At 72.7% G+C, this 15,647-nt stretch carries 14 protein-coding genes; 7 read left to right on the forward strand and 7 right to left on the reverse strand.

Features of this window, described 5'->3' with window-relative positions; translation table 11 throughout:
- The first annotated feature begins 9 nt into the window (after positions 1-9).
- Positions 10-1,824 carry an AMP-dependent synthetase/ligase gene (locus NAMU_RS22640; protein ID WP_138180425.1) on the forward strand — a complete coding sequence of 605 codons (1,815 nt, stop codon included), beginning with the start codon at positions 10-12 and terminating at the stop codon, positions 1,822-1,824.
- Positions 1,825-1,887: 63 nt separating this feature from the next.
- Here the strand turns inward: NAMU_RS22640 and NAMU_RS22645 are convergent, their stop codons facing one another.
- Positions 1,888-3,195 (reverse strand): L,D-transpeptidase, encoded by a 1,308-nt coding sequence (locus tag NAMU_RS22645; RefSeq protein ID WP_015749669.1) that lies wholly within the window; start codon positions 3,193-3,195, stop codon positions 1,888-1,890.
- A 210-nt stretch (positions 3,196-3,405) separates the two neighbouring features.
- Between NAMU_RS22645 and NAMU_RS22655 the strand changes: the two genes are divergently transcribed.
- A complete protein-coding gene (locus NAMU_RS22655; RefSeq protein WP_015749670.1) occupies positions 3,406-4,149 on the forward strand; it encodes a DUF998 domain-containing protein in 744 nt (247 codons plus the stop codon).
- Here NAMU_RS22655 and mmuM read toward each other — a convergent pair.
- On the reverse strand, positions 4,082-5,044 hold the full coding sequence (gene mmuM, locus NAMU_RS22660; protein WP_015749671.1) for a homocysteine S-methyltransferase: 963 nt from the start codon (positions 5,042-5,044) through the stop codon (positions 4,082-4,084). The two genes, NAMU_RS22655 and mmuM, sit on opposite strands and share 68 nt — an antisense overlap.
- Before the next feature lie 211 nt (positions 5,045-5,255).
- Here mmuM and NAMU_RS22665 point away from each other — a divergent pair, with 211 nt between their 5' ends.
- Together NAMU_RS22665 and NAMU_RS22670 are read left to right on the forward strand one after the other, a co-directional pair.
- Positions 5,256-6,122, forward strand: coding sequence for an SDR family oxidoreductase (locus tag NAMU_RS22665; protein WP_015749672.1), 867 nt, complete (start codon positions 5,256-5,258; stop codon positions 6,120-6,122).
- A 107-nt stretch (positions 6,123-6,229) separates the two neighbouring features.
- Entirely contained in the window at positions 6,230-7,456 is a 1,227-nt protein-coding gene (locus tag NAMU_RS22670; protein WP_015749673.1) for an aminotransferase family protein, read from the forward strand.
- 338 nt (positions 7,457-7,794) lie between these two features.
- On the opposite strand, the gene NAMU_RS22675 is transcribed toward NAMU_RS22670, so the two are convergent.
- The 3 genes from NAMU_RS22675 to NAMU_RS22685 form a co-directional block, all read right to left on the reverse strand.
- Positions 7,795-8,553 carry a CE1759 family FMN reductase gene (locus NAMU_RS22675; RefSeq protein ID WP_015749674.1) on the reverse strand — a complete coding sequence of 253 codons (759 nt, stop codon included), beginning with the start codon at positions 8,551-8,553 and terminating at the stop codon, positions 7,795-7,797.
- The gene (locus NAMU_RS22680; RefSeq protein ID WP_015749675.1) at positions 8,550-9,665 is read right to left on the reverse strand and encodes an LLM class flavin-dependent oxidoreductase; all 1,116 of its coding nucleotides are present in this window, start codon (positions 9,663-9,665) and stop codon (positions 8,550-8,552) included. The genes NAMU_RS22675 and NAMU_RS22680 overlap by 4 nt, the downstream gene beginning before the upstream one ends.
- Before the next feature lie 113 nt (positions 9,666-9,778).
- Positions 9,779-10,564, reverse strand: a complete 786-nt coding sequence (locus tag NAMU_RS22685) for a lipoate--protein ligase family protein (RefSeq protein WP_015749676.1) — start codon at positions 10,562-10,564, stop codon at positions 9,779-9,781.
- Between the two features lie 88 nt (positions 10,565-10,652).
- Between NAMU_RS22685 and NAMU_RS22690 the strand changes: the two genes are divergently transcribed.
- Positions 10,653-11,459 (forward strand): serine hydrolase domain-containing protein, encoded by an 807-nt coding sequence (locus tag NAMU_RS22690; protein WP_015749677.1) that lies wholly within the window; start codon positions 10,653-10,655, stop codon positions 11,457-11,459.
- A gap of 8 nt (positions 11,460-11,467) precedes the next feature.
- On the opposite strand, the gene NAMU_RS22695 is transcribed toward NAMU_RS22690, so the two are convergent.
- Positions 11,468-12,337, reverse strand: a complete 870-nt coding sequence (locus NAMU_RS22695) for a hypothetical protein (protein WP_015749678.1) — start codon at positions 12,335-12,337, stop codon at positions 11,468-11,470.
- Between the two features lie 66 nt (positions 12,338-12,403).
- Here NAMU_RS22695 and NAMU_RS22700 point away from each other — a divergent pair, with 66 nt between their 5' ends.
- Positions 12,404-13,657: an MFS transporter gene (locus NAMU_RS22700; RefSeq protein WP_015749679.1), complete on the forward strand. Its 1,254-nt coding sequence runs from the start codon at positions 12,404-12,406 to the stop codon at positions 13,655-13,657.
- A gap of 32 nt (positions 13,658-13,689) precedes the next feature.
- A complete protein-coding gene (locus NAMU_RS22705; protein ID WP_015749680.1) occupies positions 13,690-15,243 on the forward strand; it encodes an ATP-dependent DNA ligase in 1,554 nt (517 codons plus the stop codon).
- Here NAMU_RS22705 and NAMU_RS22710 read toward each other — a convergent pair.
- Positions 15,235-15,624, reverse strand: a complete 390-nt coding sequence (locus NAMU_RS22710) for an MmcQ/YjbR family DNA-binding protein (RefSeq protein WP_217180592.1) — start codon at positions 15,622-15,624, stop codon at positions 15,235-15,237. The genes NAMU_RS22705 and NAMU_RS22710 overlap by 9 nt on opposite strands.
- Positions 15,625-15,647 lie beyond the last annotated feature (23 nt).

Raw genomic sequence — 15,647 nt, forward strand, 5'->3', positions numbered from 1 at the left:
GTCCACTTCATGACTGCAGCCCTGACCGAACGAGCGCCATCGTTCGGGCACCTTTTCGTCGATCGGATCGAGAAGACGCCGAACCGGGAAGCGTTCCGCTACCGCGTCGGCGACGCCTGGAAGTCGATGTCCTGGGCGCAGACCAAGGTGCGCGTGTTCAACATCGCGGCCGGGCTGATCAGCCTGGGGGTGCAGCCGCAGCAGCGGGTCGCCATCGCCGGCACCACCCGCATCGAATGGCTGCTGTCCGACCTGGGCATCCTGTGCGGGGGGATGGCGACCACCACCGTCTACCCGACCACCGCCCGCGAGGACGTCGCCTACATCCTGAGCGACTCCGAGTCGGTCGTGCTCATCGCCGAGAACGCCGAGCAGGCCAACAAGGCCCTGGACTCGGACCTGCCCGACCTCAAGGCCGTCGTGCTGTTCGACGACACCCCGGCCGACGTGCACCGGCACGAGGGGGTCGAGGTCATCACGCTGGCCGACCTGGAGCAGCGCGGCGCCGCCCTGCTGGCCGAGCAGCCGGCCGCGGTCGACGACCGGATCGCCGCCTGCGGGCCGGAGGACCTGGCCACCCTCGTCTACACCTCGGGCACCACCGGCAAGCCCAAGGGCGTGCGGCTGGTGCACGACAACTGGGTGTACGAGGGCAAGGGGGTCGCCGCCCTCAACATCCTGGGCCCGGACGACGTGCAGTACCTGTGGTTGCCCCTGTCGCACGTGCTGGGCAAGGTGCTCTCCGCGGTCCAGCTCGAATTCGGCTTCAGCACCGCAGTCGACGGCGACCTGACCCGCATCGTGGAGAACCTGGGCGTCATCAAGCCCACCTTCATGGGCGGGGCGCCGCGCATCTTCGAGAAGGTTCGGGCCAAGGTCACCCTGACCGCGCAGGGCGAGGGCGGCCTCAAGGCCAAGATCTTCGACTGGGCGATCGGCGTCGGGGTCAAGGCCTCCCGGATCCGCCAGCAGGGCGGGCAGCCCGGCTTCCTGCTGCGGCTGCAGCTGGCGATCGCCGACAAGCTGGTGTTCAGCAAGGTCCGGGCCCGGATGGGCGGCCGGATCCGGTTCTTCGTGTCCGGCTCGGCGGCGCTGTCCGCCGAGGTGTGGGAATGGTTCGACGCCGTCGGCATGACCATCCTGGAGGGCTACGGGCTCACCGAGACCAGTGCCGCCGCCGCGGTCAACCTGCCCGGCGACTCCCGCATCGGCACCGTCGGCCCGCCGCTGCCCGGCACCCAGTTCAAGATCGCTGAGGACGGCGAGGTGCTGATCAAGGGACCGGGTGTGATGCGCGGTTATCACAACCGGCCTGATGCGACCGCGGAGGTGTTCTCCGACGGCTGGTTCCATTCCGGCGACATCGGCGAGCTGACCGACGGGTATCTCAAGATCACCGACCGGAAGAAGGACCTGATCAAGACTTCGGGCGGCAAGTACGTCGCCCCACAGAAGATCGAGGTCATCTTCAGCGCCGAATGCCCGTGGGCCGGACACATCGTGGTGCACGGCGACGGGCGCCATTTCGCCTCGGCGTTGATCACCCTGGACGACGAGATGATCCACGAGTGGGCCGAGAAGAACGGCCTCGGCGGCAAGACCACCGAGGAGCTGGCCCGCGATCCCCAGGTCTACGCCCTGATCGACGAGCACGTGCAGAAGCTGAACAGCCAGCTGGAGCGCTGGGAGACGATCAAGAAGTTCATCATCCTGCCGCGCGACCTGACCATCGAGGACGGCGAGCTGACCCCGTCGATGAAGGTGCGCCGCAAGCTGGTCGAGCAGAAGTACATGAGCGAGCTGGACTCGCTGTACAAGGGCTGACGGCCCGCCCCGGCCCGGCCGACGGCCCCCGGTTCCGCCCGCGGAGCCGGGGGCCGTCGCCGCTCAGGCCTGCTGCACGTACTGGTCGAACGGCAGCTGGAAGTCGCCGTAGCCGTCCCAGACCTCAAGGTTCGGCCCGACGGTGTTGCGGATGATCACCGGGTCACCGGGGATGAACGTGTCGTAGAACCACTTCGCCGCCTCGGTGGAGACGTTGACGCAGCCGTGCGAGACGTTCTCGTAGCCCTGCGAGTCCACCGACCAGGGCGCCGCGTGCACGAACTCGCCCGAGGAGGAGATTCGGGTCGCCCATTGCACGTTGGTCCGGTACGCCCCGGCGCCGGTCAGGCCCCAGGTGCTGCTGTCCATCAGCTTGTTCTCGTACTTCTCGGCGACCACGTGGATGCCGTTGTACGTCGGGTACTTGTCCCGGCCCAGCGACACCGGGATCTCCCGGATCACCTGGCCGTCCTGCTTGACGACCATCGTGTGGGTGTTGTCGTCGACCTCGGCGATCATCGACCGGCCCACGGTGAACCCGAAGGTCAGGTCCTCCTGGCCGTACAGGCCATTGCCCAGGTTCTTGCCGTAGATGTCCACGGTCACCGCGACCGTGGTGCCGGGCTGCCAGAACTCCGCCGGGCGCCAGCGCACCTCCTGGTCGTCGATCCAGCGAAAGCCCCCGGTCTGGGCCGGGGTGGTGGTCACCGTGATCGCCTGCAGGGCCGCCGCCCGGTCGGCCACCGGCTCGTCGAAGTGGATCGCGATGGGTTGACCGACGCCGACCGTCATTCCGTCGGACGGGAAGGAGTACGCCCTGGTCTTGTTGTCCGGCACCACCGTGGTGAAGGTGCTGGTGGATTCGGTCAGGGTGCCGGCGCTGTTGCGGGCCGCCGAGGTCAGTGTGTAGGTCTTGCCGTAGCCGAGCTCGGTCTGCGCGGTCCAGGAGAGCTGGTCGGCGGCCAGGGCGCCGGGGATCTCGACCCCGTCCGGATTCGTCATCCGGACCGACTCCAGGGTGCCCTTGGCCACGGTGACGGTGACCGGAGCCAGCGGGTCGACACCCTCGGTGCCGTTGGCCGGCGCCGCGCTGACCTCGGCGGCCGGCGGAGGGGGCGGCGGCGTGGACGACGACGGGCTGCTCGTCGCGCGTCCGGTGGCCGCCGATCCGTCGGTCGGGGCCGCTGCGCTCGAGCTCGGGGCGCCGGACGACGGCCGGGCCGAGTCGGCCAGCGTCCCCAGCACCGATCCGGACGAGCTGCCCGTCGAACACCCGGTGACCGTGGCCAGCAGGACGACCGCCAACCCCACGCCGGCCCCGCGCACCCGAACTCTTCGCCTGTTGTTCACGACCTTGAGACCCTTCGTCATGACCCACCCCCTGGTTGTCAATTCTGCCCAGCCCCGCCGGGCGGCCCCGGACTCATTCGCGCGCGCCCCGGCGAACTTCACCCATCTGTGATGTGCCGGCCCGGGTGATCTCCCGCTGGTCACAGCTCTTGCACAGTCGGGCACCGGTCCGCGTCCGTATCGTTGACGTGTCTGCTACTTGCCTCTTCAAGGAAAGGACTCCACCGGCCGATGAATGAATACGTCGCGACCGCGCCCCGGACCGCGGGCGACGAGGCCGGCGCGGCGTCGTCGTGGCCCCGGGCGCTGGCCGCCCTCGGCCTACTGGGGCCGCTGGTGGCCGCCGCCCTTGTCGGGGCCCTGCACGTGCTGCCGGAGACGGAGGCCATCTCCCCCATCCGCCGCACCATCAGCGAGTACGCGCTGACCGACACCGCCTGGGCGTTCAACGTCGGGGTGGTCGCGCTCGCCCTGGGGTCGTTGGCCATCCTGATCGCCACCGCCGCCGCCGGGCTGTCCCGGGTCGGCTCGCTCGGCCTCGTCCTGGGCGGGGCCTGGGTGCTGGGCCTGCTGGCCGTGGTGGTGTTCCCCAAGCACGACTGGTCGGTCGGGCCGAGCACGGCCGGCCATGTTCATCGGGTGGCCAGCCTGGTCGCGTTCGTGTGCCTGCCGGTCGCAGTCATCCTGCTGACCCGGCGCCGGGCCGCGCCGGTCACCAACCGGGCCTCCCGCAGCGCGTTCTGGCTGGCCGTGGCGTCCTTGATCTGGCTCGGTGTGCTGATCGGCGCCTGGCTGATCAGCCCGGTCACCGGAATCCCGTGGTACCGCGCCCTTCCCATCGGGCTGGTCGAGCGCGGCCTGGTGCTGTGCGAGGTCGCAGCGGTGGTCGCGGTCGGGGTGTGGGTGCTTACCGCGACGAGACCGAACCCGGCGTTCCGGCCGGCCAACCGGGCGCGGATCGCGCCAGCCGCCTGATCGCCTGCGGACCGACCCGGCAACACCCGCCGACCAACCGGGCTCCCGAGGCCACCCACACCGCCGCGTGCTCGGGCCCGAACGTCGCCCGGCCGGCCCAGGCCCGGGCCTGGGCATCCCAGTCCTCGCCGCTGTTGGGGTACACCACCGCAGGTTTGCCGGAGTTCTCGGCGGCCGCCGCGACCAGATCGGCCGCCTCGGCCGACTCGACGCAGTTGACCCCGACCGCGATGACCTGGTCCACCCCCGCAGCCATCGCGAACACCTCGTCGACCCGCTCCCCGGCCCGGGTCCGGCCGTCCTGGCAGGTCAGCGACAGCCAGGCCGGGGCGTCCAGGGCCTGGATCTCGGTGAGCAGGGCCTCCACCTCGGCCGCGCACGGGATGGTCTCGATGGCCAGTACATCGCCGCCGGCGTCGGCCAGGATCTCCAGCCGGGGCCGGTGCCAATCCCGCAGCTGGCGGACCGTCAGCCCGTAGTCGCCCCGGTACTCCGACCCGTCGGCCAGCGCCGCGCCGTACGGGCCGACCGACGTGGCCACCCAGCGGGGACCGGACCCGGGTGCAGTGGCCTCGTTGACGCCGTCGGCGGCGGCCGTGCGGGCCAGGTCCACCGACCGGCGCAGGGCCTGCTCGGCCTCGACCCGGCCGAGCCCGATGGCCGCCAGTCCGGGCAGCGAGGCCTGATAACTGGCGGTGATCGCGACCTGCGCGCCGGCGCGGAAGTACTCGCGGTGCGCCGCGGTGATCGCCCCCGGGTTCTGCACCAGCAGCTGGGCCGACCACAACGCCGAGGTCAGATCGTGCCCGTGGGCCTCGAGCAGGGTGGCCAGGCCACCGTCGAGCACCAGCGGACGGTCGGCCATGGCCCGGGCCAGGCCGGCGGCCGCCGTCACGACCCGCCCCGGTCGGTCGGTGCCGTCCTGACGCTCACCCGTGCGCCCAATGCCATGGGGCGATGGTAGGCGGCATCGAGGCCGGCCCGGCGCTCCCCCGGCCGGCCATCCTCCGCGGCCGGGTGCGTCGCGGCGGCGGCGCCGCAACCCGGATGCCACACTGCTGGGCGTGAGCAGTGCGGGGCCTGAGCCCGACCCTGGACCCGGCGCCGTGAGCTCGCCGATCGCCGTCACCGGAGCCACCGGGCATCTCGGCGGGGGTGTCGCCGCCGCCCTGTCCGCGGCCGGCGTGCGCCAGCGGCTGATCGTGCGCTCCCCGGAGCGCGCGCCGGTCCTGCCCGCGGCATCGGTGGCCCGGGCCAGCTATGACGACGCGGGCGCCGTGCGGGCGGCCCTGGCCGGCGTCGACACCGTGTTCATGGTCTCCGGGGCCGAGGAGCCCGACCGGCTGGCCGGGCACCGCACCTTCGTCGACGCCGCCGTGGCCGCCGGGGGGTCGCGCCTGGTCTACACCTCGTTCTTCGCCGCGGCCCCGGACGCCACATTCACCCTGGCCCGCGACCACTGGCACACCGAGGCGCACATCCGGGCGTCCGGCCTGCGGTTCACCTTCCTGCGCAACAACCTCTACGCCGATCAGCTCCCGTTGTTCGCCGGCCCGCAGGGCCTGCTGCGCGGTCCGGCCGGCGACGGCCGGGTCTCCGCGGTCGCCCGGCGCGACGTCGTCGACGTCGCTGTGGCCGTGCTGCTGGCCGCCCGGTCCGGACCCAGCGAGCACGACGGGCGCACCTACGACCTGACCGGTCCGCAGTCGCTGAGCCTGGCCGACGCTGCCCGGATCATCACCGAGGTCACCGGGCGCGCGACCCGTTATCAGGACGAGACGCTCGAGCAGGCCTACCGGTCCCGGTCCGGGTACGGCGCGGCGGGGTGGCAATTGGACGCCTGGGTCAGCACCTATACCGCGATCGCCACCGGCGAGCTGGCCCCGGTCACCGGGGACGTGCCGCTGGTGGCCGGTCACCCGGCGACCAGCCTGGCCGCGCTGCTGGCCGGTCCGGACGGCCGATCGGGCTGACCGCCGCCGGCGATCGGGGCGGGCCCGGATCCGGCCGGCGCCGACGGTACGGTCGATGCTCGGCGGGCGCACCGACCCGTCACGGACGTCGGCACGAAGGATCAGGCATGGGTGCGCTCTGGCACGGGTTCGCGAACATGGGCACGGTCGAGCGCGATGGCGCGTTCGCCATCAGCCGCGGTGAGGGCGCCTACGTCTGGGACACCGCCGGCACCCGCTACCTCGACGCCACCGCCGGGCTGTGGTTCACCAACGTCGGTCACGGCCGGGCGGCGATCGCCGACGCCGTCGCCGAGCAGATCCGGCGGATCGCGGCCTACTCGACCTTCGGCGACTACGCGGTCGACACCACCCTGGCCCTGGCCGAGCGGCTGGCCGGGATCGCGCCGGTCGCCGGCAGCAAGATCTTCTTCACCTCGGGCGGCTCCGACTCGATCGACACCGCGGTCAAGCTGGCCCGGCGGTACTGGCGGGAGGTCGGGTCGCCGGCCAAGGAGATCGTGGTGGCCCGGCAGAAGGCCTACCACGGCATGCACGTGGCCGGCACCGCGCTGGCCGGCATCCCCGGCAACCACGACGGGTACGGCGAGCTGATGACCGACATCGGGTCGGTCGACTGGGACTCGGGCAAGTCGCTGCTGGAGTTCATCGAGCGGGTTGGCGCCGACCGGATCGCCGCCTTCTTCTGCGAGCCGGTCATCGGGGCCGGCGGCATCTACCTGCCGCCGGAGGGGTACCTGGCCGAGGTCCGGCAGATCTGCCGGGAGCACGACATCCTGTTCGTCGCCGATGAGGTGATCACCGGGTTCGGCCGGCTCGGCGAATGGTTCGCCTCCACCCGGTTCGACCTGCAGCCGGACATGATGACCACGGCCAAGGGCCTGACCTCGGGGTACGTGCCGATGGGGGCGGTGTTCGTGGCCCCGACCGTGGCCGCACCGTTCTTCGACCCGACCGGCGAGGCCTGGTGGCGCCACGGCTACACCTACATGGGCCATGCGGCCGCGGCCGCCGCCGCCATGGCGAACCTGGACATCATCGAGTCCGAGGGGCTGCTGGCCCAGGCGACCCGGCTGGAGGGCACCCTGCACCAGCGGTTCGCCCCGCTGGCCGAGCATCCGGCGGTGGCCGAGGTCCGCAGCGGCGTCGGCGCGCTGACCGCGGTCCAGCTGGCCGACCCCGCGGCCGCGATGGGCCTGGCCAAGAAGCTGCGCGCGCACGGCGTGGCCACCCGCGCCGTCGGCGCCGGCGCGGTCCAGATCTCCCCGTCGTTCGTGATGACCGACGAGCAGGTCGACGACCTGGTCGCCGGCTTCCGCGCCGCCCTCGGCTGACCCGGTTTCCCGCGCGGATCAACTTCCCTGGCGCGGATGAAACTGCACCGAATGGGACTGGTGGGACCAGAGTCAACGACTTTGGCCGCGCGGAGGGTGGGCCCGTCGTGAGGGTGGGGCCGTCGCGAGGGTGCGGCCGTCGCGAGGGTGCGGCCGTCGCAAGGGTCGGGGCCGTCGCGGGGTGGCACGGTTTCCGGCCCGAACGCCCCGACGCCGCTCCCGCCGCGTTCGTCCACCCCCCGCGCGGATGAAGTCGCACCGAATGGGACTGGTGGGACGGGAGTCGATGACTTCGGCCGCGCCGGGGAAGATGATCCGCGCGGGAGCAGGGGTGAGGGTCAGGTGCGGTGCAGGAGCTGCTCGAACGGGATCAGGTTGTCGAAGGGGTCGGCGTCGCGGCGGCGGCGGGCCTCTACCAGCGACGGCTCGGGACCCAGATGGACCCGGGCGGCCCGCGCGACGGCGTCGGCGGCCAGCTCGTCCTCAGGATCGAGCGAGACGTCGACCAGGGCGGGAAGGGCCGGGGTCGGGAGAACCCGGGCCTCGGCGGCGCCGGCCAGCGCTCGGACCAACTGAGCCCCGGCCTGCTCGACCCGCCGATCAAGCGACGCGCCGGACTCCGGGTCGGCCCCGAAATCGGCGGTCGCGGCGAACACGCCGGTGGCCACCGGCTCGGCCTTGAGGTAGGCGAACAGCGGCCGCAGCGCGTGGTCGAGCACCAGCGAGTGCCGGGCCGAACCGCCGGTGGCGGCCAGCACCACCGGCTTGCCGGTGAAACCCTGCGGGTCGGCCACGTCGAAGAACGACTTGAACAGCCCGCTGTAGGACGCGCTGAACACCGGCGTGACCGCAATCAACGCATCGGCGCCCTGCACCGCGTCCAGCGCCGTCTGCAGCGCGGCCGGCGCGAACCCGGTGACCATCGCGTCGGCGATCGGTCGGGCCAGCGCCCGCAACGGCACGTCGACCATCTCGATGCGCAGGCCGCGCCGGGCCCCGTCCCGCCGCACGGCCTGGGCGAGCCGGTCGGCCAACAGCTTGGTCGACGACGGCTCACTCAGGCCGGCCGAGACGACGGCGACCGTGACGGTGCTCATGCCGACACCTTCTCCGACTCCTGGGCCGACCGATGGGCGGCCGCGTCCCGCGCGGCGACCAGCGAGGCGTGGGTCGGGGCGTCCGGCACGTGGGCCGGCTTGAGCGCGGCGAACTCCTTGCGCAGCACCGGCACGACCTCGCCGAGCAGGTCCAACTGCTCCAGCACGGTCGACAGCGGCAGGCCGGCGTGGTCCATCAGGAACAGCTGCCGCTGGTAGTCGCCGAACGACTCGCGGAAGGTCAGAGTCCGGTCGATGACCTGCTCGGGGCTGCCCACGGTCAGCGGCGTCATCTCCGAGAAGTCCTCCAGCGACGGGCCGTGCCCGTACACCGGGGCGTTGTCGAAGTACGGCCGGAACTGGCGGACGGCGTCCTGGGAGTTGCGGGCCATGAACACCTGGCCGCCCAGCCCGACGATCGCTTGGTCGGCTGAGCCGTGGCCGTAGTGCTCGAACCGGCTGCGGTACAGCCCGATCAACCGCTGGAAGTGGGTGGTCGGCCAGAAGATGTGGTTGGCGAAGAAGCCGTCGCCGTAATAGGCGGCCTGCTCGGCGATCTCCGGGCTGCGGATCGAGCCGTGCCAGACGAACGGCGGCACGTCGTCGAGCGGACGCGGGGTCGAGGTGAAGCCACGCAACGGGGTGCGGAACTGCCCCTTCCAGTCCACGACGTCCTCGCGCCAGAGCCGGCGCAGCAACGCGTAGTTCTCCACGGCGAGCTCGACGCCCTTGGTGATGTCCTGTCCGAACCAGGGGTAGACCGGCCCGGTGTTGCCGCGACCCATCATCAGGTCGACCCGGCCGTCGGCCAGGTGCTGCAGCATCGCGAAGTCCTCGGCGATCTTCACCGGGTCGTTCGTGGTGATCAGGGTGGTCGAGGTGGACAGGATCAGCTTGTCGGTCCGGGCCGCGATGTAGCCGAGCATGGTCGTCGGCGACGACGGCACGAACGGCGGGTTGTGGTGCTCGCCGGTGGCGAACACGTCCAGCCCGACCTCCTCGGCCTTGCGCGCGATGGTCACCATCGCCTTGATGCGCTCGTGCTCGGTCGGCGTCCGCCCGGTCGTCGGGTCGGTGGTCACGTCACCGACGGTGAAGATGCCAAATTGCATGACGCACTCCCTCTGGTCGCTCCGCGAAACCTCGGTAGTTGAAGTATCAACTGGTTCCGCCCCGGTCAACCGCGCCCCCCCTGCTCTTATTCCACTCCATGCCGACGCATGGATCAGGCCCAGTCGCCGGGCACCCGGTGCCGGTCCGCCCGGCCGGCCGCGTCGGTCAGCACGCCGTCCGGCAGCTCGCCGGGCACCAGCTCGCCGCGGCGGGCGTAGGCGGCCCTCACTGAAGCGGCGACGTCGGCCACGGTGACGCCTGGAGCGGTGTCGCTGACCGCGCCGACCGTCGACGGGTCCCAGTCCAGGCCCAACGCCCGGTACACCTGCACCAGCACCGAGCGCACCGGCTCGGGATCGGTGACCAGGATGACCGTGCCGAACAACCAGCCGCCGCGGACCAACCGCTGGGCGGTGCCGACCAGCTTGTGGCCGTGCCCGTCGTTGATGCTGAACTCGCCCGGGCAGTACTCCCCCGGCACCGGACCCAGCCGGGCGTCGGCGCCGACCGCGCGCAGCGCCTCCACCAGCAGCTCGCCGAAGCCGGTGAACCGGGCCCGGATCTCGGTGCGCTCGTGCGGGTCGGCCGCGACGTGATCCAGGCACAGCGATGCGCGGTGATAGCCGGCGGCGCGTCCGCCGGGACCGCGGCGGACCGGCTCGAACCCGGCCGCCCGGGCGGCGGCGGCCGCGGCTGCGATCCCCTCGGTCGCACAGTCGCGGCCGCTGAACGCCAGGGTCGGGCCCGGCCGGTACAGCCGCAGCTGCTGTTCGGACCCGCCGCCCGCCGCGACCGCCGACAGCAGGGCCGGACCGAGCGCGATGTCCAGCAGCGGAGCCCGCTGCTGCGCGGTGTCGTCCAGCAGGGTGATCAGCTTGCCGTCATCGATGTCGACCACGGGTGCGATGCTGACACACTCGCGCCGGCGGCGACGAAGGCGGCAGCGCGGGCGTAGGGCGAGGGATCTCGCCGGAAGGACGGGTGTGATGGATCTGAAGGCGGAGATCGCCGACTGGCCGGTCGGGTCGGCGTCGGTCGCGGTGATCGGGCCCAGCGGCGTGCTCGACGTCCTGGACGACGGGGCCGTGCACCGCTGGGCGTCGCTGACCAAGGTCATCACCGCCCTGACCGTGCTCGACGCCAGCGTCGAAGGGGTGATCAGTCTCGACGACGAGGTGGGCCCGCCCGGGTCGACGCTGCGGCACCTGCTGTCCCACGCCTCGGGCTTGGCGCCGGACTCGGACCGGGTGATGGCCCCGCCGGGCACCCGGCGCATCTACTCCAACCACGGCATCGACGTGGCCGCGCACCATCTGGAGGCCAGCGGGGACCAACGGTTCCACGACCACCTCGAGGAGCGTGTGCTGGACCTGCTGGAGATGGCCGACACGAGCCTGGTCGGGCCGCCGGCGCACGGCGCCCAGGGCTCGATCGAGAACCTGGCCACCCTGGCCTGGGAGCTGCTGCGGCCCCGGCTGCTGATGCCCGAAGTGGTCTGGCTGGCCTCCACCGTCAGCTTTCCCGGCCTGTCCGGCGTGCTGCCCGGATTCGGCAAGCAGCCGAGCAACGACTGGGGCCTGGGCTGCGAGATCCGCGACCACAAGAGCCCGCACTGGACGGCTCCGGAGAATTCTCCGGCCACCTTCGGCCACTTCGGCCAGTCCGGCTCGTTCCTGTGGGTCGACCGGGAGGCGGACCTGGCCTGCGTCTCGCTGTGCGACACCGCGTTCGGCCCGTGGGCGGCCCAGGTCTGGCCGCGGCTGTCCAGCCGGGTGCTGGAGAACTACGGCTGAGCCGGCCGTCACCCCCAGGGCAGCGGGCCGTCCCCCCGGCCGACCAGGCTTGCGGTGAGCAGCCCGTCACCGGTGACCCGCAGGGTGCAGATCACCGACTGCCGGCTGGCACTGACATCCGGCGGCACCGTGTTCGGGTCGTCCGGTCCGGCCCTGACCTGCAGCAATCCGCCGGCGGTCGGATCGCTCGACCCGGTCCGCTCGGCGACCAGCCGGGCACAGGAATCGGTCAGCCCGGCCAGCTCGTCGATGCCGATCAAGGCGACGCCGAACACCTCGACGTCGTGTGGCTCGTCGCAACCGACCCGCCATCCCGCCGGCGAGCGGCTGTCCTTGCACCAGCCGGCGCGATCCGCCGCCGGCCCGGGCGTCCGGTCGCGCACCGACCCGGGATAGCCGCGCTCATCGGGGGTCAGGGCGCAGGCAATCCATTGCTGGCCGGCGGCGGTCTGGACGGCGTCGGGCCCGACCAGCACCACGTCGTCGGCCACGACCGGGGTCCAGGGCATGACGTCCCACCCCAGGTAGGCCCGGACCGCGGGCCGGCACGAGTCCGGATCCGGCGGCGCCTGCGGCTGGTCGCCGATGGTCGGGAAGGTGCGCCCGTCGGCCGTCACCGACACGATCTCCCCGTAACCCCACGTGGTCGAACAGGCACCGGTCGGCGCGGCGGCGACCGCCAGCCCCCGGGCCGTGAGCGGCGACCCGGCCGGCACCGGTCGACCGGTCAGGCAGTCGCCGACCGCCGGCGGGGGCGGGATGGGGGCGGGCACGGCCACGCCTTCAATCCGCCGGCCCGGGCCGAGCACGGCCGGCACGAGGGCGGCCGCGATCAGCGCGACCGCCAGCACGCACACACCCCAGGCGCGCCTGCTCATACCGCACCCTAGGCTCCCCCGCTCGGTGAACGGGCGGGCGCGTGACAGGCTGACCGCACAGCCTGCTTGCCCGCACCACCCCGCGCGACCCGAGGACTTCCCATCAGTAACCCCACCGCCCACCCCGGCACGGACCACCCGACCGATCACGATCGACCCGACGCGGTCTCGGCCGCGGCCATCGCCACCCTGTGCACCTACACCTGGTTCCTCTACGGGCTCGGACCCTCGATCCCGCTGTTCCGCAACGAGCTCGGGGTCTCCAGCTCGGTGGCCGGGCTGCACTCGCTGATGCTGGCCGCCGGGGTGGTGATCTGCGGTTTCACCGGCGTCACGCTGGCCAACCGGTGGGCCCGGTTCGGCCTGGCCCGCCGGGCGGTGCTGGTGCTGGGCGGCGCGATCGCCCTGTTCTGCGCCGGCTCGCTGGCCAGCGGCGCCGAACTGGCCATCACCCTGCCGACGATGCTGGTGATCGGGCTGGCCGGCGGGCTCGCGGTCAACACGGCCACCACCGTGCTGCAGGCACACCACGGCCGGTCGGGCCCGGCGGTGCTCACCCTGGCCAATGCGGCCGCCGCCGGGGTAGGGCTGGTCACCCCGCTGGCCGTCGGCGCGGCCACCGCGCTGGGTCTGACCTGGCGGGCCGCGCTGATCCTGGTCGTCCCGTTCGCCCTGGTCGCGTTCACCCTGGTCGGCCGGCAACGGGCGGTCCCGGCCTACGCGGCCCGGCCCGCCGGTGGTGGCCGGTTCACGGTGCGGGGCTTCCCCAGCACCTACTGGCCGGCCGCGCTGGCCGTGGTCTTCGCGGTGGCCGTGGAGTTCAGCCTGGTCACCTGGACGCCGGATCTGCTCGTGCAACGCACCGGCATGTCCCCGGGGACCGCGTCCGGCCTGGTCTCGGCGGTCGTCGGCGGGATGGCGCTGGGCCGGTTGATCACCGCACCGCTGGCCCGTCGCTGGTCTCCGCTGTCGTTGTTCCTGGCCGGCGTGGGCGTGACGGTGGCCGGCTGGGGCCTGACCTGGCTGTCCGGATCGGCCGTGCTGTCGGTGACGGGGCTGCTCATCCTCGGCATCGGGCTGGGCGGCCAGTACCCGTTGGGCGCGTCGTTGACGATGGCGGCCTCGGGCGGGCGGCCGGACCGGGCGATCGCCGTGCTGGCCGTCGGCGTCGGGTTGTCCTCCGGCCTGGGCCCGTTCGCGCTGGCCACCCTCTCAGATGCGGTCGGCGTGGAATCGGCGTTCCTGATCATCCCGGTGATGGCGTTGGCCGCCGGCGCCGGTGTGCTCGTCTCGGCCCGCCGGACGGCCGCCGCGGGCTGACTGTCGGACCCCTGGGTCAGGATGGTCCGGTGATGTTCGTCGAGCTCGCCACCACCTCCGCCGCGGTCGGCGCCACCCGGTCCCGACTGGCCAAGCGGGCCCTGCTGGCCGCCGCGATCCGGGCCGCGGAGCCGGATGAGATCGGCCTGGTGGTCACCTACCTGTCGGGTTCGCTGCGGCAGCGGCGCACCGGGGTGGGCTGGGCCTCGTTGAGCGAGGTACCCGCGCCCGCCCCCGAGCCGACCCTGTCGGTCGCCGCGGTGGACGACGCGTTCGAGCAGATCGCGGCCATCGGCGGAGCCGGGTCGGCCGCGGCTCGGGCCGCGGCCGTGCAGGCCCTGTTCGCCCGGGCCACCGCGGACGAGCAGCGATTGCTGCAGGCCTTGGTATTCGACGAGATCCGTCAGGGGGCGCTGGACGCGCAGGTACAGGACGGGCTGGCCGAGGCCTTCGGGGTGCCCGCCGCGGCGGTGCAGCGGGCCGCCATGCTGCTGGGCTCCACCGCGACCGCCGCCCGCCTGCTGCAGACCCAGGGGCTGCCGGGATTGCAGTCGGTCGGCCTGCAGGTCGGGGTGCCGGTCCGGCCGATGCTGGCCGCCGCCGCCCCCGACCCGGCCGCCGCGGTGGACAAGTCCGGGCTGCCGGCGCTGGTCGACACCAAGCTCGACGGGATCCGGGTGCAGGTGCACAAGGACGGCGACACGATCGCGCTGTACACCCGCACGCTGGACGAGATCACCGACCGGCTGCCGGAGGTGGTGCGGGTGATCGCCGACCTGCCGGCCCGCCGGCTGGTGCTCGACGGGGAGGTGCTGGCCCTGGACGCCGCCGGCCGTCCGGTGGCGTTCCAGCTGATCGCCTCGCGGACGATGACCAAGTCCCCGACCGATGGACCGCCGCTGCCCCTGACGCTGTTCTGTTTCGACCTGCTGCACGTGGACGGCCGCGACCTGCTCGACGAGCCGCTGTCCGAACGGGCCGCCGTGATGAACACCGTGCTGCCCCCGTCGCTGATCGTGCCGCGCACCGTCGCCCCCGACCTGGCCGCGGTGCAGGCGGCCTTCGCCGGCGCGGTCGGCGCCGGGTTCGAGGGAGCGGTGGTCAAGAAGCTGCACGCCCCCTACGCCGCCGGTCGACGCGACTCCGGCTGGATCAAGCTCAAACCGCGGCACACCTTCGACCTGGCCGTCATCGCCGCCGAGTGGGGGTACGGGCGGCGCCAGGGCTGGCTCTCAAATCTGCACCTGGCCGCGCGCGACCCACGGACCGGTGAGCTGGTGATGCTCGGCAAGACCTTCAAGGGCCTGACCGACGCGACCCTGACCTGGCAGACCGAACAGTTCCTGGCCCGCGAGGTCCGGCGCACCAAGAGCACGGTGTTCGTCGAACCGCCGCTGGTCGCGGAGATCGCCATCGACGGGGTGCAGGCCTCCACCCGCTACCCCGGTGGCATCGCCCTGCGCTTCGCCCGGGTGCTGCGGTACCGGCCGGACAAGACACCGGACGAGGTCGACAGCCTGGACGCCGTCGTCGCCCTCGGCGCGGCCCCGGCGGGGCCGGACCCGGACGCGGCCGGGTCAGCCTGAGATGCCGGACCCGGATGCCCGGCGCCGCCCCGCGGTGACGGTCGCGTGCGCGTCGCCGACGATCTCGGCGATGTCGTCCCAGTCCTGCTCGACGTCCAGGTACACCCCGATCCAGCCGCGACCGCCGACGTAGGGCGGGCGGAAGAAGCGCTCCGGGTCCGCTGCGATCCAGCGCTGCTGGGCGCCCTCGGGCGCGGCCGCCCAGAACGCGAACCGGTCGTCGTGATGATGGTCGGCCAGCGTCGCGAACTGGCGCGTGACGAACCAGGCCGGTTCGCCGTGGCTGAGCCGTTCGCTGGCCCCGGTCTGCGCCAGGCACAGCTCCCGCAGCCGTTGCCGGCACTCCGTCGCGGAATACCGGACCATCGGCGAGCGCTCCATCTGCCGACGGTAGTCCGTGTTCG

Origin of the sequence: Nakamurella multipartita DSM 44233, assembly GCF_000024365.1 — a bacterium.
GTDB lineage: Bacteria > Actinomycetota > Actinomycetes > Mycobacteriales > Nakamurellaceae > Nakamurella > Nakamurella multipartita.